19 protein-coding genes and 1 pseudogene are annotated in these 20,148 nt (G+C 69.5%); 12 read left to right on the top strand and 8 right to left on the bottom strand.

Annotated features, from left to right (window positions below; translation table 11 throughout):
• Positions 1-15: 15 nt before the first annotated feature.
• From ACESMY_RS04585 to ACESMY_RS04565, 5 genes are all read right to left on the bottom strand, one after another.
• A complete protein-coding gene (locus ACESMY_RS04585; protein WP_372782668.1) occupies positions 16-627 on the bottom strand; it encodes a TetR/AcrR family transcriptional regulator in 612 nt (203 codons plus the stop codon).
• A 69-nt stretch (positions 628-696) separates the two neighbouring features.
• Positions 697-2,559, bottom strand: coding sequence for an ABC transporter ATP-binding protein (locus ACESMY_RS04580; protein WP_372782666.1), 1,863 nt, complete (start codon positions 2,557-2,559; stop codon positions 697-699).
• Complete coding sequence (locus tag ACESMY_RS04575) at positions 2,556-4,442, bottom strand: ABC transporter ATP-binding protein (protein WP_372782664.1); 1,887 nt, start codon at positions 4,440-4,442, stop codon at positions 2,556-2,558. Before ACESMY_RS04575 ends, ACESMY_RS04580 begins: the two co-directional genes overlap by 4 nt.
• A 101-nt stretch (positions 4,443-4,543) precedes the next feature.
• The gene (locus tag ACESMY_RS04570) at positions 4,544-5,320 is read right to left on the bottom strand and encodes a DUF1365 domain-containing protein (protein WP_372782662.1); all 777 of its coding nucleotides are present in this window, start codon (positions 5,318-5,320) and stop codon (positions 4,544-4,546) included.
• Entirely contained in the window at positions 5,317-6,666 is a 1,350-nt protein-coding gene (locus ACESMY_RS04565) for an NAD(P)/FAD-dependent oxidoreductase (RefSeq protein ID WP_372782660.1), read from the bottom strand. Before ACESMY_RS04565 ends, ACESMY_RS04570 begins: the two co-directional genes overlap by 4 nt.
• Before the next feature lie 113 nt (positions 6,667-6,779).
• On the opposite strand from ACESMY_RS04565, the gene ACESMY_RS04560 reads away from it, so the two are divergent.
• From ACESMY_RS04560 to ACESMY_RS04540, 5 genes and pseudogenes are all read left to right on the top strand, one after another.
• Positions 6,780-7,598 carry a DUF1295 domain-containing protein gene (locus ACESMY_RS04560; protein ID WP_372782658.1) on the top strand — a complete coding sequence of 273 codons (819 nt, stop codon included), beginning with the start codon at positions 6,780-6,782 and terminating at the stop codon, positions 7,596-7,598.
• A complete protein-coding gene (locus ACESMY_RS04555) occupies positions 7,595-8,620 on the top strand; it encodes a cyclopropane-fatty-acyl-phospholipid synthase family protein (protein ID WP_372782656.1) in 1,026 nt (341 codons plus the stop codon). Before ACESMY_RS04560 ends, ACESMY_RS04555 begins: the two co-directional genes overlap by 4 nt.
• Positions 8,621-8,627: 7 nt before the next feature.
• Positions 8,628-9,037: pseudogene (locus ACESMY_RS04550) on the top strand (DUF2177 family protein).
• 75 nt (positions 9,038-9,112) lie between these two features.
• Positions 9,113-9,706: a hypothetical protein gene (locus ACESMY_RS04545; protein WP_372782654.1), complete on the top strand. Its 594-nt coding sequence runs from the start codon at positions 9,113-9,115 to the stop codon at positions 9,704-9,706.
• Between the two features lie 155 nt (positions 9,707-9,861).
• Positions 9,862-11,448, top strand: coding sequence for an AMP-binding protein (locus ACESMY_RS04540; protein WP_372782652.1), 1,587 nt, complete (start codon positions 9,862-9,864; stop codon positions 11,446-11,448).
• Here ACESMY_RS04540 and ACESMY_RS04535 read toward each other — a convergent pair.
• Positions 11,445-12,350 carry a LysR family transcriptional regulator gene (locus tag ACESMY_RS04535; RefSeq protein WP_372782650.1) on the bottom strand — a complete coding sequence of 302 codons (906 nt, stop codon included), beginning with the start codon at positions 12,348-12,350 and terminating at the stop codon, positions 11,445-11,447. The two genes, ACESMY_RS04540 and ACESMY_RS04535, sit on opposite strands and share 4 nt — an antisense overlap.
• Before the next feature lie 50 nt (positions 12,351-12,400).
• On the opposite strand from ACESMY_RS04535, the gene ACESMY_RS04530 reads away from it, so the two are divergent.
• A complete protein-coding gene (locus ACESMY_RS04530) occupies positions 12,401-13,129 on the top strand; it encodes a TorF family putative porin (protein ID WP_372782648.1) in 729 nt (242 codons plus the stop codon).
• Here ACESMY_RS04530 and ACESMY_RS04525 read toward each other — a convergent pair.
• Complete coding sequence (locus ACESMY_RS04525) at positions 13,126-13,908, bottom strand: hypothetical protein (RefSeq protein ID WP_372782646.1); 783 nt, start codon at positions 13,906-13,908, stop codon at positions 13,126-13,128. The genes ACESMY_RS04530 and ACESMY_RS04525 overlap by 4 nt on opposite strands.
• A 190-nt stretch (positions 13,909-14,098) precedes the next feature.
• Here ACESMY_RS04525 and ACESMY_RS04520 point away from each other — a divergent pair, with 190 nt between their 5' ends.
• Together ACESMY_RS04520 and ACESMY_RS04515 are read left to right on the top strand one after the other, a co-directional pair.
• The gene (locus ACESMY_RS04520; protein WP_372782644.1) at positions 14,099-15,262 is read left to right on the top strand and encodes a DegT/DnrJ/EryC1/StrS family aminotransferase; all 1,164 of its coding nucleotides are present in this window, start codon (positions 14,099-14,101) and stop codon (positions 15,260-15,262) included.
• Between the two features lie 102 nt (positions 15,263-15,364).
• A complete protein-coding gene (locus ACESMY_RS04515; protein WP_372782642.1) occupies positions 15,365-16,042 on the top strand; it encodes an AAA family ATPase in 678 nt (225 codons plus the stop codon).
• Here ACESMY_RS04515 and ACESMY_RS04510 read toward each other — a convergent pair.
• Complete coding sequence (locus ACESMY_RS04510) at positions 16,039-16,926, bottom strand: patatin-like phospholipase family protein (RefSeq protein WP_372782640.1); 888 nt, start codon at positions 16,924-16,926, stop codon at positions 16,039-16,041. The two genes, ACESMY_RS04515 and ACESMY_RS04510, sit on opposite strands and share 4 nt — an antisense overlap.
• Positions 16,927-17,085: 159 nt before the next feature.
• On the opposite strand from ACESMY_RS04510, the gene ACESMY_RS04505 reads away from it, so the two are divergent.
• From ACESMY_RS04505 to ACESMY_RS04490, 4 genes are read left to right on the top strand one after another with little or no spacing between them, the layout of a single operon-like run.
• A complete protein-coding gene (locus ACESMY_RS04505; RefSeq protein ID WP_372782638.1) occupies positions 17,086-18,051 on the top strand; it encodes a zinc-binding alcohol dehydrogenase family protein in 966 nt (321 codons plus the stop codon).
• A gap of 23 nt (positions 18,052-18,074) precedes the next feature.
• Complete coding sequence (locus tag ACESMY_RS04500; protein WP_372782636.1) at positions 18,075-18,914, top strand: alpha/beta fold hydrolase; 840 nt, start codon at positions 18,075-18,077, stop codon at positions 18,912-18,914.
• Positions 18,911-19,345 (top strand): DUF3995 domain-containing protein, encoded by a 435-nt coding sequence (locus ACESMY_RS04495; RefSeq protein ID WP_372782634.1) that lies wholly within the window; start codon positions 18,911-18,913, stop codon positions 19,343-19,345. The genes ACESMY_RS04500 and ACESMY_RS04495 overlap by 4 nt, the downstream gene beginning before the upstream one ends.
• A gap of 12 nt (positions 19,346-19,357) precedes the next feature.
• Positions 19,358-20,143, top strand: a complete 786-nt coding sequence (locus tag ACESMY_RS04490; RefSeq protein WP_372782632.1) for an SDR family NAD(P)-dependent oxidoreductase — start codon at positions 19,358-19,360, stop codon at positions 20,141-20,143.
• Positions 20,144-20,148: the final 5 nt, after the last annotated feature.

Here is a 20,148-nt window from a genome sequence, read left to right as displayed (position 1 = left end):
CCCCCTTGGTCGATCTCAGTGCAGCCGGATCCTCGCGGCCGCGGCGCACATGGCCAGCAACTCCATGTGATGGCGCAGCTGCTCGATGCTGCGGTCGAAATAGGCGATGTCGCGGTGGGTGCGGGCCTGCATGACGCCGCCCTCCATGGTCGTCAGGATGAACTCGGCCAGGCCCTGGATGTCGGTTCCCCGCGGCAGGCGCTCGGCCGCGTCTTCCAGGCAGCCGCCTATGGCCCGCGTCCAGCCGGTGAAGTTCTGGGCCAGCAACTCGCGGACCGGCGGGTCCGGCTCGTGCAGCTCCAGCGCCAGGCTGCCGATCGGGCAACCGTAGATGCACTCGCTCTCGAGGAGCGCCAGCCGATAACGCGCCAGCAAGGCGAAGATCCGGTCGATGGGGTCCTCGACCCCTTGCCACGCGGGCTCCAGCAGCATCTGGCGGATGCCGTCGCGATAGAGCTCCAGCACGCCGACCAGCACGTCCTGCTTGCCCGGGAAGAAGTGATAGAGGCTGCCGCTATTGGCCTGCGAGCGGCTTAGGATGTCGGAGACGGACGTCGAGCCGTAGCCCTTGGACTGGAAGAGGTCCATCGCGGCGAGCAATATGCGCAGGCGGGTGTCCAGCGGCATGGACCGATCCTTGGTTGATCGATCCATCAAATGCTTGGTTGAATAGTCAGTCAAGACCCTATTGGGGCTCTAGGTCCGGGTCGCGAACTCCGAATCCCCGGTGGCCGCCACGACCTGGTCGTCGAAGCTGGCGTGGGCCGAGGTGTAGAGGTGATGGTAGAGGCCGCCCGACCCCATTAGCGCGTCGTGATTGCCCTGCTCCAAAATCCGGCCGGCCTGAAGCACGATGATCCGGTCGGCGTCGCGGATGGTCGCCAGGCGGTGGGCGATCACCATGCAGGTGCGCCCGGCGAACAGCACCTTCAGCGCCTTCTGGATCGCCTGCTCGGTGAAGCTGTCGATATTGGCCGTCGCCTCGTCGAGGATCAGGATCTGCGGGTCGGCGACCAGGGCGCGCGCGAACGAGATCAGCTGCCGCTGGCCCATCGAGATGTTGCGCCCGCGCTGGCCGAGCTTGGTCGCGTAACCCTCCGGCAGGCGCATGATGAAGTCGTGGGCCGAGACCGCCTTGGCCGCGGCCACCACGTCCACCCGGGTCGCGCTCTCGGTGTTGTAGCGGATGTTCTCCTCGATGGTGCCGGTGAACAGGAAGGGCTCCTGCAGCACCATGCCGATGGTGCGGCCGAGGCTGTCGAGGGTGACGTCGCGCACGTCCGTCCCGCCCACCAGCACCTGGCCCCGGTCGACCTCGTAGAACCGGTGGGTGAGCGCGATGATCGAGGTCTTGCCCGAGCCGGTCGGGCCCACCAGCGCCACCACCTCGCGCGGCCGGACGCTGAACGTCACGTCGTGCAGGATCGGCCGCGCCGGGTCGTAGCCGAAGGTCACGTTCTTGAATTCGACGGTCGGCTCGACGCCGGCCAGCGACCGGGCGTCGGGCTTGTCGGTGATGGTCACCGGCACGTCTAGCACCTCGAAGATGCGGTGCGCCGCGGCCATCGCCCGCTGCATGATCGTGTACTGCATGGAGAGCATGCGGACGGGGTCGAAGAACCGCTGCACATAGATCACGAAGGCCACCATGACGCCCACGTCGAGGCGCCCGGCCAGGACGCCGTCGCCGCCGACCACGATGACGATGGCCATGGCGACCCCGGTCAGGACGTCGACGGTCGGCACCATGATCTGGCTGAGCCAGGAGGCGTGGGCCTGGGCCTTGAAGTTCTCCACCGCCTTCTCGCGGTAGAGCTCGAAATTGAGCGCCTCGCGGCGGGTCTCCTGCACTGTGCGCACGCCGTTGATGTTCTCGGCCAGCGCCGAATTGGCGGTCGAGGAGGCGTCGCGCGCGATGCGAAAACTGACCTTCGAATAGGGCAGCCAGACCGCGCGGATGGCGATCAGCGCCGGCAGCACCGTCAGCGTCAGCAGGCCCAGCTTCAGGTCCATGGAGAGCAGCACCACCGAGATGCCCACCAGCATCACGAAGTCGCCGAGCGCGCCGGTCGAGCTTTCCAGGAACTCCTGCAGCGAGTTCACGTCGCCCTGCAGCCGCGACATGATCCGGCCGACGTGGGTCTTGTCCATGAACGACAGCGAGACGTCCTGGAAGTGGGCGAACATCCCCCGCCGGATGTCGAAGATCACCCGCTGCGCCAGGCGCGAGGACAGGGTCTCGGAGAGGAAGAACATCCCGACGAACACCGCCGCGGCGACGCCGAAGGCGATCAGGTTGCGGTTGAGCGCGGCCACGTCGTGGTGCGTCGCGCTGTCGATGATCCGCCCGATCATCAGCGGCAGGCTGACCTGCGAGGCGGCCGCGAACAGCACCGCGACCTGGGTGGTGATCACCGCCTTCCGGTGCGGCTTCAGATAGGCCAGGAAGCGGCGCGCCACCCGCGCGTCGAAGATCCCGAAGATGTCGTCGCCCTCGGACGATCCGAGCGAGGCCCGCGGCGTCTTGCGCGGCTTGGCGGGGGCGGCGGCTTCGCTCATGCGTCCGCCCCTTCAGTCAGGGCGGCGGTTGGCGTCTCGTCGTCGAGCAGGCCCGACGCGGTGCGGCTCTGCAGCTCGTAGAGGTCGGCATAGACCCCGCCGGCCGCCAGCAGCGCCGCGTGGTCGCCGCGCTCCGTCACCCGGCCGTCGTCCAGCACCAGGATCTCGTCGGCGTGCATCAGCGACGACAGGCGATGGGCGATGATGATCGTGGCCTTGGTGCGGGTCGCCTGCGCCAGGCCGTCGCGCACCTTGCGCTCGGTGACCGCGTCGATGGCGGCCGTCGAGTCGTCGAAAATCATCACGCCCGGCCCCGGCACCACGCCGCGCGCGATGCTCATCCGCTGCCGCTGGCCGCCGGAGAGCGCCACGCCGCGCTCGCCGACCCGGGTCTCGTAGGTTTCCGGCAGGGCGGCGATATGCTCATGGATCTGGGCGGTCTTGGCGGCGTCCACGATCCGCTCATCCTCCGCCCACGGATCGGCGTAGGCGACGTTGTGGCCAACCGAGGCGTCGAACAGGAACGCCTCCTGCTGCACGAGGCCGACGTATTCCCGCAAGGACGCCAGCGTCACGTCGCGGATGTCGACACCGTCGAGGGTGATCCTGCCGCCGGTCACGTCGTAGAAACGCGGCACGAGGTTGGCGACCGTCGACTTGCCCGACCCGGGCGGCCCGATGATCCCCAGCGTGCGGCCCGGCGCGACCTCGAAGCTGATGTCCGAGAGGATCTGCTTGCCGCCCCGGTCGTAGTGGAAGTCCACTTGCTCGAACCGCAGCACGCCCTTGGTCGGCGCCAGCGGCTCGGCGCCCGGCGAATCGGCCACCTCGGGCTTCAGGTCCAGCACCTCGAACAGCCGCGAGCCCGACGAGGTCGCCCGCGCCGCGGAGTTGAAGATCATGGCGATCTGCCGGATCGGGGCCTGCAGGATGCTGACATAAGTCAGGAACTCGGTGAGCCGGCCGACGCTCATCTCGCCCGCCGCCACCTTGCTCCCGCCGTACCAGAGCAGCAGGCCCTGCGACGCATAGGACGAGACCTGCATGGCCGAGACGCCGCGGTAGCGCAGCAGGATGCGCTTGTAGGCGAAGGCCAGGGCTGCGTTCCCGGCCACGTCGAACTTGCCCATCTCGAAGGTCTTGCCGGCGAAGGCCCGCACCACCCGGATGCCCTGCAGGTTCTCTTCCATGGTCAGCGTCAGGGCCGACATCAGCTCCTGAACCTTCAGCCAGGTGACCCGCAGCAGGAAGCCCATGCGCCCGAGCGCGAAGGCCGCGATCGGCACGAACGCCAGGCCGATCGCCGCCATCGCCGGATCGGTGGTGACCATCATGTAGCCGGCGAAGCCCAGCAGCAGCAGCAGCGAGGCGGCCTGCAGCATCCCCTGCTGGATGAAGATCCGCGTGCCCTCGAGGTCGAGCATGCCGCGGGTGATCAGGTCGCCGGAATGGATCTTGTCGTGAAAGCCGAACGAGAGCCGCTGCAGCTGCTGGAAGAACTGCAGCCGCAGGTCCAGCGCCACCTGCTGGCTGAGGTATTCGCCCTGGTAGCCCGCCGCCATGCCGAGCAGCCCGCGCACGGCCGTGGCCAGGATCACCAGGCCGGCGCTGACCAGCAGCGCGTGGCGCGCCGCATCGGCGTGCCCCGCTCCGCCGGCCAGCAAATGACTCGCCTGGTCGACGGATCGGCCGAACAGCTTCGGCAGGGTCAGGCTGGCGACCGCCGCGCCGAGGGTCAGGAGCACGGTGAAGGCCAGCCGCCCGCGATAGCGCAGCGACAGCCGCGCGATGCGCGCCAGCACCGAGGGCATGGCGGCGACGTTCACGCTCGGCGCATCGGACGACGGCGCCGCACTCCGCCCGGTGGGGGGCGAATCGCTCATGCCAGGTTTTCCTCTGTAGAGACGCCATTCTGAGGCGCCGGGCGCGCTCGCGCCAACAGGTTTTGAGCGCCTCACCTCTCCCTAGGGAGGAGGGATCGCGCCTAGGCCGCCAGCTTCGCCCGCGGGGCCACGGTCACCTGGCGCACGGGCGCCGGCGGGCGCGTCCGCACCCTTTCGCCCTTCAGCCAGATCTTCAAGGCCTCGACGTGGATGGCTGCGAAGACGCCCAGCATCATCCACGGATGGGTCAGCCACGCCGCGATCAGCCCGGCGTCGGTCAGCGGCCGGCGCACGCCTGAGAAGCTCGCCGCCAGGACCAGGCCGTCGGCGTCGTGGGCGTCCACCGCCACCATGACGGCCTCGTCGGGGCGCAGGATGCGGAAGGCGTAGGTCAGGTCCATGTCCATGAACGGCGAGACGTAGAAGGCCTTGGCACAGGCCTGCCGGACGAGCGCCGCATTAGGCGCCGGGATCAGGTAGCTGTGCCGCTCGCCGAAGGTGTTGTTGACCTCGTAGAGGATGGCCGACAGCGCCCCGTCCCGCCGGTGGCAGAAATAGACCGTCAGCGGATTGAACGCCCGGCCGAGGATCTGCGGCATGGCCAGCAGGCGGACGGGGCCCCCGTGCGCCAGGCCGGCCTCAGCCAGCGTCGCCTCCACCTGCGCCTTCAGCGGTCGGTCCGAGCCGTCTCCGAACCGGGCCGGGTCGAAGCCGAAGAGATTGAAGCGGCCGATCCCCAGGGTCTTCAGGCGGGCCAGCCGCGGCAGCTCGTCGAGATCGATCAGCAGCATGAAGATGCGGTAGTCCAGCCGGTGCTCGCGTGGCCTCAGGCGAGCGTGGCTCACCCGCCCGGCATAGACGCCGGAGGCCAGGGTCACGCCGCGGCCTCCACCCTGGCCCGCTCGGCATAGGCGTGGATGCGTCCCGACTCCTCGGCCACCGTCCAGGGCCGGCGCACGCCGCCTAGCTGCTCGGCCACCGCGAGACCTGACTGCAGGGCGTCCTCGTGGAACCCGTGGCCGAAATAGGAGCCGCAGAACCAGGTGTTCCTCACCCCCTGCAGGCTCCAGATCTCCCGCTGGGCGGCGATGGCGCCGGCGTCGAACAGCGGGTGCTCATAGACCTCGGTGCGGATCACCGCCTCCGGCGCGATCGGCCGGGTCGGTTTCAGGGTCACGAAGAGGTCCGGCGCGTCCTTCAGGCTCTGCAGCCGGTTCATCCAGTAGGTGACGCAGCCATCCTCGGGCGCCTCGCGCCGGCCGATGTGGTTCCAGCTGGTCCAGGCGCGCTTGCGCTTGGGCATCAGGCTCGCATCGGTGTGCAGCACCGTCAGGTTGCGGCTGTAGCGGAAGGCGCCCAGCAGCCGCCGCTCCTCCGGCGTCGGATCGTCCAGCAGGGCCAGCGCCGCATCGCCGTGGGCGGCGATCACCACCTCGTCGAACCGCTCGACCCGGCCGGTCGCGTCGCGAACCTCGGCGCCGCCGGAGATGCGCCGCACGCCGGTGACCCGCACGCCGGTACGGACCTCGCCGGCGAACGCCTCGGCGAGTTTGCGGACGTAGCTGCGGCTGCCGCCGGCCACCGTGCGCCACAGGCCCCGGCCGAAGACGGTCATCATCCCGTGGTTCTGGAAGAAGCGGATCAGGGCCGCGGCGGGATATTCACGGATCGCGGCCAGCGGCGTCGACCAGATGGCGGCGGCCTGCGGCAGCAGATGGTCGTCGCGGAACGCCTGGCAGTAGCCCTTCTGCTCCAGGTAGTCGTCGAGCGAGGTCAGCGGCGCTTCCAGCCCGGCCAGGTCCTTCGGTCCGCTGCGGTAGAAGCGGGTCACGTCGCGCAGCATCCGCCAGAACCGCGCCGAGAACAGGTTCGAGCCCTGGGCGAAGAGGCCCAGCGCCCCGAAGCTGGAATATTCGAAGGCGCCGTCGTCCAGGCTGACGCTGAGCGCCATGTCGGCCGGAATCGTCTCCACGCCCAGGTGGTCGAGCAGCGCCGTGAAGTTGGGATAGTTGGGCTCGTTATAGACGATGAAGCCGGTGTCGACGGGGGTGACCCCGCCCGTCGCGTTCGGCGCTTCGGCGGTGTTGGCGTGGCCGCCCAGCCGCCCCTCGGCCTCGAACAGCGTCACCTCGTGGCGGCCGGAGAGCAGCCAGGCCGCCGAGAGGCCGGCGATCCCGCCGCCCACCACCGCGATCCGCAGACGACGCTCTTCGGAATCGAACACAGGCGAACCCCTTGGCCAAACGACGTGCGCCGGAGCGGGCGCGGTCGAGGGGAGTTACGGAGGGCTTGCGCCACCGGATGCATCCAACCTTGGCCTGATCGCGTATCGACAGGGTGGAAAGATCATCCCTCCTGTTGTGGTTCCTGGCGCTCGCCGTGCTCGTCCTGATGACCGGGGTGATGCTGGCCGCCTGGGCGTTCGGCCTCGCCAGGAAGAACGGCGGCTGGACCGACGTCTTCTGGACCTTCGGGACCGGCGGGGCGCTGGCCGGAGCCGCGCTTTTCCCGATCGGCGGGGGCCTGGCGCCGGCGCCCCGGCAGTGGCTGGTGGCCGGCCTCGTGGCGCTCTGGGCGATCCGGCTCGGGACCTATGTGGCGGCCCGGGTCGGGGGCCATCCTGAGGACCCGCGCTACGCCCAGTTCCGCAAGGACTGGGGTCCGGCCTACGCGCGCAACATGCTCTTCGTTTCCCTGCCCCAGGCGCCGGCCTCGGCGCTCCTGGCGCTCTCCGTCCTGGTGGCCGCACGCGCGCCGCAGCCGGGCCTCGGACCCCGCGACTTCGCCGGGGTCGCGATCCTGTTGATCGCCATCGCCGGCGAGGCCCTCGCCGACGCCCAGATGAAGCGCTTCAAGGCCTCGCCTGCGAACAAGGGCAAGGTCGCCGACACCGGCCTCTGGGGCTGGTCGCGGCATCCCAACTACTTCTTCGAGTGGCTGGGCTGGCTGGCCTACCCGGTGATCGGCGTCGACCCCGGCCGGCCGGTCACGGGCCTCACCCTCGTCGCCCCCATCGTCATGTTCATCCTGCTGACCCGCGTCTCCGGCATCCCGCCGCTCGAAGAGGCGCAGTTGCGCTCCAAGGGCGAGGCCTACCGCCGCTACCAGGCCCGGGTCAGCGCCTTCTTCCCCCTGCCGCCGCGAGGAACCTCATGAGCCTGGTCGCCACCACCCTGCAGGCCTTCGAAGGCGCGCCCCTGCCCGACGCCATGCGCAAGGCCGCGATCCAGGTGCTGGTCGCCGGCGCGCGCCGGCAAGCCGCTGGGAGCGGTCCGGAAGCGGACGCCGCCTTCGCCGCGGCCATGGCCCAGCGGCCGATCGCCGAGCACACCGACGCGGCCAACGAGCAGCACTACGAGGTGCCCGCCGCCTTCTTCGAGGCCTGCCTGGGGCCCCGGCTGAAATATTCCTCCTGCCTCTATGCGCCCGGCGAGACCCTGGCTCAGGCGGAGGACCGGGCGCTGGCCGAAACCTGCGCCCACGCCGATCTCAAGGACGGCCAGCAGATCCTCGAGCTCGGCTGCGGCTGGGGCTCGCTGTCGCTCTGGATGGCGCGCCAGTTCCCCAACGCCGCCATCACCTCGGTCTCCAATTCCGCGAGCCAGGGGGATTTCATCCGCGCCCGCGCCGCCGCCGAAGGCCTGACCAACCTCTCCGTCCTGACCGCCGACATGAACGACTTCGCCGCCCCGGCCGGCCACTTCGACCGCGTGGTCTCCGTGGAGATGTTCGAGCACATGGCCAACTGGCGCGCCCTGCTCGCCCGGATCCACTGCTGGCTGAAGCCGGACGGACGGGCCTTCATCCACGTCTTCACCCACCGCACCGGCCCCTATCGCTTCGACGTCGAGGACGAGGGCGACTGGATCGCCCAGCATTTCTTCGCCGGCGGGGTGATGCCGAGCCACGGCCTGATGCGCCAGTTCCCCGACCTCTTCACGGTGGAAGAGGATTGGCGCTGGAGCGGGTCGCACTATCGCAAGACCGCCCTCCATTGGCTGGAGAACTACGACCGCAACGTCGCCACGATCCGCCCGGTCCTGAAGGCGGTCTATGGCGACCAGGCCCTGCTCTGGCATCGCCGCTGGCGGCTGTTCTTCCTGGCCACCGCCGGGCTCTTCGGCCACCGCGGCGGCGGTGAATGGGGCGTCAGCCACTACCGTCTGCGGCCCGCGTGAGGACCCCATGCTGAAGTACCTGATCACCTACCTCGGGACCGGCGTCGCCTTCGCCGCGCTCGACGCCATCTATCTCACCGTGGCCGGCCAGAAGGTCTATCGCCCGACCCTCGACTATGCGCTGGCCGACAAGCCGGCCCTGCCGGCGGCGATCGTCTTCTACCTGGTCTACGTCCTGGGCGTGGTGCTGCTGGCGATCCTGCCCAACCGCGACGCCGGCCTGGCCCGGACCGCCCTCACCGGCGCCATCCTGGGCGCCAGTGCTACGCCACCTACGACCTCACCAACCAGGCGACCCTGAAGGTCTGGGCGACGCGGATCACGCTGATCGACATCTGCTGGGGAACGGTCCTGACCGGCGTCGGCGCCAGCGCCGGCTATCTCGCCTGGCGCTGGGCTTCGAAAACTTTCGGCTAGGGCTTCGGAAATCCTGACACTCGATGTCAGGTAGAGGGCCGTAAGGTCCCGCCTCGTCCTGCAACGAGGCTCAACATGTCGCTCCGCAACCGCCCCATGGCCGCGCTCGCCGCCGCCGCCCTCATCGCCCCCTTCGCCGCCCACGCCCAGCCGGCGCGCTTCCCGCCCCCGCCGCAGCATGACGGGGCCCACGACTTCGACTTCCTGTTGGGCGACTGGAAGGCGCATGTGAAGCGCCTGCCCGACCGGCTGGTCGGCTCCACGGCCTGGATCGAATACGACGGCGTCTCGCGCCACCATCCGGTGCTTGGGTCCAGCGCCAACTTCGAGGAATTCGAGGTCGACAGCCCCAAGGCCCCGCCGGGGTCGCTGGCGCACATCAAGGCCCAGACGCTCAGACTCTACAATCCGGACACCCGCCAGTGGAGCATCTACGGCCTGGACGTGGACAAAGGGATGCTGGGTCTGCCCGCCACGATCGGCGCCTTCCATGACGGCCTGGGCGAGTTCTACGACTACGAGGACTGGAAAGGCCGCATGGTGCTGGTCCGCTATCAGTGGAGCCACGCCGGCAAGGACCACGCCCACATGGAGCAGGCCTTCTCCGCGGACGGCGGCAAGACCTGGGAGGTGAACTGGATCTGCGACCTCGCGCGCGAGGGTTCGTGAGCACCCGCCGCGCTCCCAATTGTCGCCCGCTTTATCCCGTGTGATGGTGCCGGCGAGGTTCCGGACGTCAGGGACGCGGACTATTTCGTCCCGTCCCGCGGAGCCTCCAAAAGCATTTCAGCGCGCCGCTCAAAGTCAGGCGCCGGGAGGATTTGATGGACGATGTGAAGGAACGCGTGAGCCTCGACGACCGGCTGAACGCTGCGGCCACGGTCGGCATGACGCTGGCGGTCTGGGGCGACCTGAAGCCCAACGCGACCTTCATCCACGATCCCACCGGCAAGACCACGACCTTCGGCGAGGTCAACGCCGCCGCCAACCGTATCGTGCGCCTGTTGCGCCAGCATGGCCTGACGGTCGGCGATGCCGTGGCGCTGGTCTGCTCGAACCGCGCGGAGTTCGTCGAGGTGCTGGCCGCCTGCCAGCGCGGCGGCTGGCGGATCACCCCGGTCAACTGGCACCTGACCGCCGACGAGATCGCCTACATCGTCAACGACTGCGAGGCCAAGGCGGTGTTCTGCGAGGCCCGCGTCACCGCCTCGGCCGCGGCCGTCGCCCAGTGCCCGGGCGTGGTGCTGAAGGTCGCTGTCGGCGGTCCGATCCCGGGTTTCCTGGACTACGCAGCCGCCCTCGCGCCCCTCGACGGCTCGGATATCGAGGACCCCGTGCTGGGCAACCAGATGATGTACACCTCCGGCACGACGGGGCGGCCCAAGGGCGTCTTCCGCGCCCAGCCGGTGATCGTCGTCCAGGCCCTCTACGCCATGCGCGGCTATGATCACGCGAGCTCGGTGCAGCTCTGCGCGGGGCCCGCCTATCACGCCGCCCCGCTGGCCTTCGACGTGCGCGGGGCCATGGGGGCGGGCTGCGAGTTGGTGTTCATGGACAAGTGGGATTCCGAGCATGCGCTGCGGCTGATCGCCGAGAAGCGGGTCAGCCACATGCACCTGGTGCCGATCATGTTCCAGCGCCTGCTGGCCCTGCCCGACGAGGTGAAGGCCAGCCACGATCTCTCCAGCGTGATCTACATCGTCCACGGCGCCGCGCCCTGCCCGCCGGAGGTCAAGCTCGCGATGATCGAATGGTTCGGGCCGGTGCTGAACGAGTACTACGCCGGCTCAGAGGGCGGCGCGGGCTTCGTCGTCTCCTCCGAGGAGTGGCTGAGGAAGCCCGGCACGGTCGGCAAGCGGCCGGAGCTGCTGGGCTCCAAGATCCTCGACGAGCAGGGCCAGGAGTGCCCGCCGAACGTCCCCGGGGCCATCTACCACCAGCTGCCGCCCGGCGGCGGCTTCACCTACTACAAGGACGAGGCCAAGACCCAGGCGAACCGGGTCGGCGACTATTTCACCATGGGCGACGTCGGCTATTTCGATGAGGACGGCTACCTGTTCCTCACCGGCCGCAACGCCGAGACGATCATCTCCGGCGGCGTGAACATCTATCCCCAGGAAGTCGACAACGAGCTGATCAAGCATGACGCCGTGGCCGACAGCTCGACCGTCGGCGTGCCGCACGACGAGTGGGGCGAGCAGGTCAAGGCGGTGATCATGCTGAAGGAAGGCTACGCGCCCTCCGACCAGCTGGCCCAGGAGATCCTGGCCTTCGCCCGGGCCAGCCTGCCCGGCTTCAAGGTCCCCCGCAGCGTCGACTTCGTCACCGAACTGCCGCGCTCCGAAGCCGGCAAGATCCAGCGCAACAAGGTCCGCGCCCCCTATTGGGAAGGCCGCGCCCGGCAGATCTAGGCGTCGATCGCCGCCCGGATCTGGTCCAGGAACCAGTCGACACCGGCGTCGCTCGCGCCCGTGCGGCGCATCACCGAGACGCTGATGGCCTGCGGCGGGAACGGCATGTCCAGCACCTGCAGCCCCAGCCGCTCGGCGTGGCGCTCGGCGAGCCTCCGCGGGCAGGTGACCAGGCCGTCCGTCGAGGCCGCCATGGCCAGCGCCGTCAGCCACTGCGGCACGGACGCCAGGTGCTTGATCCGCAGGTGCGGCTCGCCGATGTCGCCGCCCACCTCGGCCGCCGACCAGGCGTAGATGTGGCCGATGTTCTGCCACCGGTGCTGGTCGATCGCGCCGCGTAGCTGCGGATGGTCCCGGCGCGCGGCCACGCAGTAGTGGTCTTCGAACAGCGGCTCGACGGTGAACCCCGGCCGCGCCGCGCCGAACCGGCCGATGGCGAACTCGACCTCGCCCTTGCGCAGGGCCCGGAACGCATCCTCCTCGCCCGAGAAGCTGACGGCGAAGGTCACCTCCGGCGCAGCGGCCTTCAGCCGATTGATCAGCTCGGCGCCGATCAGGGCGGTGACGAACTCCGGCGCGGCGAAGTGGAACATCCGTGTGCTGCGCAGCGGATCGAACCCGGCATCCCGCGACAGCGTCCGGCCGGTCAGCTCGATCAGCGCCTCGACCTGAGGCCCCAGCTCCTCAGCCCGCCGGGTCGGCTCGAAGCCGTGCGGCCGGCGGATGAACAGCGGGTCGTCGAAGAGATCGCGCAGCCGGGTCAGGGCGTGGCTGATCGCCGAGGGGCTGAGCCCCAGCCGCTCGGCCACCGTGCTCGCGCGCCGGGTCCGCAGGAGCTCGCGGAATACCAGCATCAGACCGCCGTCCAGCCGACGTATTTGATTGATATCGAATTCACTCATGCAAGGAATTCAGTATCACGGGACAGCGGCGCGCCGCTAGACCGTCGCGGATGAAAGCCCTTGCGCTCGCCGCCTTCGCCCTCGCCTCCGCTCTCCCCGCCGCCGCTCGGGCCGGCCCCAACGACTGGGGCGGCCTCTTCTCTGCGGTGATGCTCGCCAGCGACTATCGCTACCAGGGCGTCAGCGAATCCCGCGGGCGGCCGGTGGTCCAGGGATATGTGCACTGGTGGCGGCCCGACGGCGTCTACGCCGGCGTCTTCGCGACCAAGGTCGACTTCGGCTATGGCGGCGCGCCCACCTACGAGGTGGATAGTTATGCCGGGAAGAATTTCAGCCTGCAGGGCGGCCGCAGTGAGCTGAAGATCGAGGGCATGTACACCTCATTCCCCGACAACCGGACGCCTGGGCCGACGCTGGATTTCCTCCAGGCGAAGGTCCAGGCCAAGCACGCCAGCGGCCCCTGGACCGTCATCGGCCTCGCCTCCTACGTGCCGCAGGGCTCCTTCGGCTCCGGCCCGGTGATGCGTGTGGAGGGCGAGACCGACTGGGCGGTCTCCAGCGCCGTGACGCTGAAGGCGCTGGTCGGCAGCCAGGGCGGCGGCCGCGGCCACGACCGCACCTACTGGAGCCTGGCCGCCGCGACGACCTGGAAAACCCTCGGCTTCGAGCTGCGCTATCTCGACAACGACCGCACCCGAGCCAACTGCGGCTTCCAGCCCAAGGCCTGCGACGCCGCCGTGGTCGGCACGGCGACCGTCAACCTGCCGCCGATCCTCTAGGTATAGGTCGTGAAGGTTCCGAGGTAGCGGGCGATCGCCTGCCACTGGGCCGTGTCGCCCAGCGCCGTGCGGCCGATCTCGATGAGCACCACGGCCGCGCCGCCGATCAGATAGACGGGATGCGGCTTGCCGTTCTTGCGCCAGTCGTAGACCAGCGCCACCAGGATCAGCACGGCGACGATAACGCCGGCTCCGATCGTGGTGACCGCCGGCGCCGGCGGGCCTGAGCCGGGCCGCGAGCCCGGGCCGCCGCCGCCGCCCACCGTCAGGAAGAAGAACCGCCCGATCGGCGCCTGCAGGATCGAGATGGTCGCCAGCATCATCAGCCGTTTGTGGATCTCAGGCGTCTTCACCGTCACCACCGCCCAGGCCACCAGCACGGCGAACAGCACCGCGGCGGTGAGCGGCACGATCGCAAAGGCCCGCGCCTGCTGAGCAAAGCCTTCGGCGACATCCTTCTGCATGCTGGCGATGCCGGTCGCCATGCCGACGAACACCATGGCTGTCGCGAGCGAGACGCCGGCCACGCCCCAGGCGCGGTGATGTTGCATCCGGCCGGTGGCCGCGAGCCAGGTCTGGCTGAGGAAAAACAGGGTCCAGGCCGAAAACAGGATCCCGTGCAGATGCAGCAGCGGCGCGCCGGTGAAGGTGCCGGCAGGGATCTGCAGCCAGTAGGTTTCCGCAAAGCCGCTGAAGGCGATGAGCACGAACAGCCCCGCCATCCAGACGTAGAAGGTGCCCATCGCCCGCCGGCTTGGGTTGATCGCCGTCGCTGTCATCTTTGTGCTCCCCCGAGTCTTTGTGAATCGAAGCATGCGCGTTTTGCGCGAACGCCGCTATCCCGCGAAAGTGCAGCGCTTCGCTGCGGAATTGGCGCTCCGGGCCCGGAAACACCGCGTCACCAAGCGTGTTTTGGCTCGGAGGCCCGACGCGTGGCATAGGCGCCCCGCGAAGTGCGAAAGGCCGCCCATGATTCCGTTCATCGACCTGCAGGCCCAGAGACGGCGCCTCGGCCAGCCGCTGGAAGACGCGATCCTCAAGGTCGTCCGCTCCGGGGCCTACATCATGGGTCCCGAGATCGCCGAGTTCGAGCGCCAGCTCGCCGCCTTCGGTCAGGCGCCCTTCGCGCTCTCCTGCGGGTCCGGCACCGAGGCCCTGGTCCTGCCGCTGATGGCCTGGGGGATCGGCCCGGGCGACGCGGTCTTCTGTCCGTCCTTCACCTTCGCGGCCACGGCCGAGGCCATGCCGTTGGTGGGCGCCTCGCCGGTGTTCGTCGACATCGATCCGGAGACCTACAACCTCGATCCCGAGAGCCTGCAGGCCGCCATCGAGGCGGTGAAGCGCGAGGGCAAGCTCACGCCACGCGCGGTGATCGCGGTCGACCTGTTCGGCGGCCCGGCCGACTACCCGGCGATCGCCCGGGTCTGCGCCAAGCACGGCTTGAAGCTGATCGCCGACAGCGCCCAGGGCTTCGGCTGCACGCTCGACGGCAAGCACCCGATCCACTGGGCCGACGTCGCCACCACCTCCTTCTTCCCGGCCAAGCCACTCGGCTGCTACGGCGACGGCGGGGCGATCTTGTCCAAGGACGCGGGCTTCCACGACCTGCTGGTCTCCCTGCGCGTCCACGGCCAGGCGGTGAAGTCGGACATCGAGGGCAAGACCTTCGAGCACGACCCGAAATACCTGAACGTCCGTATCGGGATGAATTCCCGCATGGACACCATCCAGGCCGCCGTCTTGCTGGAGAAGCTGAAGATCTTCGAAGACGAGATCACCGCCCGCAACCGGGTCGCCGACCGCTACGCCGCGGGCCTGTCCGACGTCGTGAAGACCCCGACGGTGCTGGAGGGCGGCGTCAGCGTCTGGGCGCAGTACACCATCGAGCTTCCCGGCCGCGACGAGCTTGCGCCGGCGCTGCGCGAGAAAGGCGTCCCCACCGCCGTCTACTACCCGATCCCGATCCACAAACAGGGCGTCTACTCCGTCTACCCGATCGCCCCGGGCGGCCTGCCGGTCACCGAGGCCAAGGCCGGCCAGGTGATCAGCCTGCCGATGCACCCCTACCTGAGCGAGGACGACCAGGACCAGGTCATCGCCGCCATCCGGGCCTTCGTGAAGAAGAACGTCTGACGGGCTTTCGCAGCGCCGCGAACACCCCTATCGCGCAATCGTCACAAGGTTCGCTGACACTGCGCCACCGATCGTTGTTCCGAGCGTTTGCCCCTGGCCTCCATGCGCACAATTTCCGTCATCGCGCGCAAGGGCGGCTCGGGTAAGAGCACCGTCGCCGTCCACGTCGCCCTAGCCGCCCACCTGCGGGGCCGCCGGGTGCTGGTGGCCGACACCGACGCACAGGGCTCGGCTACCCACGTGCTCCGCGGCCGGAGCGGTCCAGCCCCGCGCCTCGCCGTCACCTCAGGCGCCAAACTCTTCGCCCTGCAACAGGCCTCGGTCCGCGATGGCCTCGACCTGATGGTCGTCGACACCCCCGCCGTGGTCGAGGAGGAAATCGCGCACGCCATCGTCGCCGCCGACCTTTGCCTCCTGGTGATCCGCCCGACCTTCCTGGACCTCGCCGCCGCCATCCAGACGGCCGAGATCGTCCGGCGGCTGCGCAAGCCCGGCCTGGTGGTCCTGAACCAGGCGCCCTCGCCCCGCGCAGGCGTCGAGGCGCCTTCGGTCAAGCGTGCTCTGGAAGCGCTGAAGCTACTGCGTCTGCCGGTGATCCCGACGGTGCTGCGGGCCAGGCTCGGCTATCAGCAGGCGTTCGAGACCGGCCGCTCGGTCGAGGAGCTGGACCCCGAGGCGGAGGGCGGCCGCGAGGTGATCGACCTGTGGGGCTTCATCGAGCGGTTCATGTTCAAGCCCGCGGCCGTCGGTCGGCTGGCGGGCGCCGAGGTTCCGGCCTAACTCCAGTAGGGCTTCAGGTCGGCGGCGTAGACGAGGCCCTGCGCCAGGCCGGCCCGCGCGGCGTCCGGCCGGCGTCGAAAGTCCATCAGGTTGACCCCGAAGGCCCCCAGGCTGGCGTCATCGGGCGTGATCGTCACGACGGTCGCGCCGCCGTGCTTCAGGCTCTCGACCTCCTCGTTGAACCGCGCGGCGATCCGCTCGCCCAGCGATCCGCCGGCGGTCCCCAGCCGCACCGCGATCACCACGACGAGCTCGTGGCCCAAGGCCATGTCGGCGTTGGTGGACGAGCGCATGCCGCCGTCGATGTAGCGCCGCCCGTTCAGCGTCACCGGCGGATAGACGCCCGGCACGCTGCAGGAAGAGGCCACGGCCCGCACCACGCCGACGCCCGAGTCCTTCGTCCAGAGCTGGAAGGCGCCGGTCTCCGCGTCAACCGCTGTGCAGGCGAAGCCGCGCTCAGGCCAGGCATCGACCGCCAGGGTCGAAAAGGATTTGCCGAAGCTCTCGATGAACGCCGCCTCGTCCATGGTCTGGGCGGCGAGTGCGAAGGCGCCGATCTCGGCCCGCACCTCGGCCGGGTTGCGCACGCCCCCTTGCGCTTCCCCCATCAACTGCATCAGCTTCGAGAGGTCCGGAGGCGGGCCGCCGCCGCCCGCGGGCCGCCGCTCATCTCCCGGGATGCGGTCGGCGATGATCGGATCGGCCAGCGTGCGCGGGTCGCTCCCGAGCGCCAGCCGGGCGCCCACGAAGGAGCCCGCCGAGGTGCCCATGGTGAAATCGGCTTGCGCCAGATCGACGCCGGCCTGCGCCAGCCCGGCGACCAGCCCGCTTTCCCAGGCGATCCCCACCGGTCCGCCGCCCCCCAGCACCAAAGCCCGCGTCATCGGCTGCTCCCTGTTCTTGAGCTGAGCATCGCGGACCCCACTGCCCGTGTCATCCCGGAAAGCCGCGCCGGCGGCGGTTCGAGGGTCCCGCATCTTGCGCGCCCAACCTCCCCGTGGGATGCCTTGAGTCAAACAGATGTTTGGACGGGAAACGCCACCATGAAGGCTGCGGTCTACTACGAGAACGGCGGCCCGGACGTCTTCAAATACGAGACCGTTCCGGACCCGGAGTGCCACCGCAAGGGCATCGTCATCCGTGTCGAGGCGGTGTCTATCGAGGGCGGCGACACGCTCAACCGCTTCCGGGGCCAGCTGGTCACCAAGCCGCACATCGTGGGCTACCAGGCGGCCGGCGAGGTCGTCCAGGTCGGCGAGGAGGTCGAGGGGATCAAGGTCGGCGACAAGGCCGTCACCACCGGCGGCTTCGGCAGCCACGCCGAGTTGCGCGCGGTCGCGGCGCGCACCGCCTGGGTGATCCCCAAGGGCATGGACGTGCGCCTGGCCGCCGCCATCCCGGTGCCGTTCGGCACCGCCCACGACTGCCTCTTCGAGTTCGGCCGGATGAAGAAGGGCGATATCGTCCTGGTGCAGGCTGGCGCCTCGGGCGTCGGCGTCGCGGCGATCCAGCTCGCCGCCCGGGCCGGCGCCGCGATGGTGCTGGCCACCGCCTCCTCCGACGAGCGGCTGGAACGCCTGAAGCCGCTCGGCCTGACCCACGGCATCAACTACCAGCGCGACGATGTCGTCCAGGAGGTCGGGCGCCTGACCGACAAGCACATGGCCGACGTTATCGTCGACTCGGTCGGCGGGCCCACCCTGCAGTCCTCGATCCTGTCCTTGGCCTACCGCGGCCGGGTGTCGATGGTGGGCCAGGCCGGCCGCGAGCCGATGAAGGTCGACGTGGGCTCCATGATGGGCGGCAACCGCACGCTCTCCGGGGTCTTCCTCGGGGCCGAGATCGCCACCGACCGGGTGCACGACACCATCCAGCAGCTGATCCAGGACGTGGCCGACGGCAGTCTGAAGGTGGTCATCGACAAGACCTTCGCCCTGAAGGACGCCGCTGAGGCCCACCGCTACATCGAAAGCCGCCAGGCCGTCGGGCGTGTGCTGCTGATCCCGTAAGCCAAGCGAGAAGGAGCGCCGAAATGCCCCGCGCCCACAACGGAAACGTCGAGATCGAGTATCAGAGCTTCGGCGACGACCGGCCGGAGACGATCCTGCTGGTCAACGGCCTGGGCTCGCAGATGACCCGCTGGCCGGAAGCCTTCTGCGAGAAGCTGGTAGCCAAGGGCTACCGCGCCATCCGCTTCGACAACCGCGACACCGGCCTGTCGACCTGGCCAAGCGAGCCCTACACCTTGGAGGACATGGCCAATGACGGCGTCGCCGTACTCGACGCCGCCGGCGTAAAGAAGGCCCACATCGCCGGCGTCTCCATGGGCGGGATGATCGTCCAGCGGCTCGCATTGGATCACCCGGACCGGGTGCTCTCCATGACCTCGATCATGTCCACCACCGGGGCGGCGGCCGCCTTCAAGTCGACGCCGGAGGCCGCGGCCGTGCTCAATCTCCCGCCACCCGACCCCAAGGCCGACTTCGAGGCTTTCGTCGAAAACCGCATGGCCAATGCCCGCACCATCGGCAGTCCCGCCTACCCCTGGACGGACGAGGAGAACCGGGCGCGCGCGATCGCCGAGTACAACCGCGCCTTCAACCCGATGGGCGTCGGGCGCCAGCGCAGGGCGGTCGAGGCCGACGGCGACCGCACCCGGGCGCTCGGCGGCCTGAAGATCCCGGTCGTCATCCTGCACGGCGCCGACGATCCGCTCCTGATGAAGATCGGCGGCGAGGCGACCGCCAAGGCGATCCCCGGCGCGGAGCTGCGCATCATAGCGGGGATGGGCCACGACCTGCCGCCCGGCCTCTACGACACCTTCGTCGACGCCATCGTGACAGCGGCCAGCCGCGCCAAAGCTGACGCATGATCGGCCCCCTGGCCATCGGCCTTACGGCTGTTGTGGCCGCGATCGGCCTCCTGCATCTGGCCTGGGGGCTCGGCCTGCGCTGGCCCGGGACCGACGAGGCCAGCCTGGCGGCCCTGGTGGTCGGCCGCACCCGCGGCGGGCGCATGCCGTCCCGCCCGCTCACCGTCCTGGTGGCCGCGGCCATCCTGGCGGCGGCGGGCCTGGTCCTCGCCGTCAGCGCGCCCGGCCTGCCGACCGGCCTCTTCGGCCTGGCGCTGGCGGGCTATATCGCCGTCGACCTGGTCTTCCTGGCGCGCGGTGTCGCGGGGTTCGTCCCGGCGGTCTGGCGCTACGCCGAGGGCACGCCCTTCCACCGCCTGAACCAGCTCTACTATTCGCCGCTCTGCCTGCTGATCGCCGCGGGCTTCACCGCCAATCTTTTCTTCCGCTAGCGAGGACTATCCATGGGACGTCTCCAGGGCCGCACGGCCGTCATCACCGGCGCCGGCAGCGGTATCGGCCGCGCCGCCTCCCTGCTGTTCTCCCGCGAAGGCGCGAACATGGTCTGCGTCGACCGCGCCGACAGCGTGACCGAGACCGCCGCGATGATCGCCAAGGCCGGCGGCAAGGCGGTGGCCCTGACCGGCGACGCCGGCGACGAGGCCTTCGTGAAGGGCTACATCGACCGCGCCCAGGCCGAGTTCGGGACGCTCGACGTCGTCTGGGCCAACGCCGGCATCTCCGGCGGCTTCATGCCGCTGGACGAACAGACCCCGGACTACTGGGCGGAAATCCTGCGCATCAACCTGATCGGCGCCTTCCTGGCGGTGAAGCACGCCAGCCGCGTGATGATCCCGGCCGGCAAGGGCTCGATCATCTGCACCGCCTCGGTGGCCGGTATCCGCTCCGGCGCCGGCGGCCCCGCCTATTCCGCCTCCAAGGCCGGCGTCATCAGCCTGGCCCAGACCTCGGCCAACGAGTTCTACGGGACCGGAGTGCGGGTGAACGCCATCGCGCCGGGCCTGATCGAGACCGGCATGACCAAGCCGATCTTCGACGGCGCCCGGGCCCGCGGCAACGAGGACAAGATCGGCCAGCTCAATCCGCTGACCCGCTACGGCGCGCCCGACGAGATCGCGCACGCGGGCCTGTTCCTGGCCTCCGACGACGCCTCCTACGTCAACGGCCAGACCATCGCCGTCGACGGCGGCCTGTCGACCTCGCATCCGGTGGTGCGCCGGAAACGGTGACCGGC

This window comes from Phenylobacterium sp., from assembly GCF_041691455.1.
Lineage (GTDB): Bacteria > Pseudomonadota > Alphaproteobacteria > Caulobacterales > Caulobacteraceae > Phenylobacterium.
Note: the sequence above shows the minus strand (reverse complement) of the source record. Positions and strands in the feature narration are given on the sequence as shown.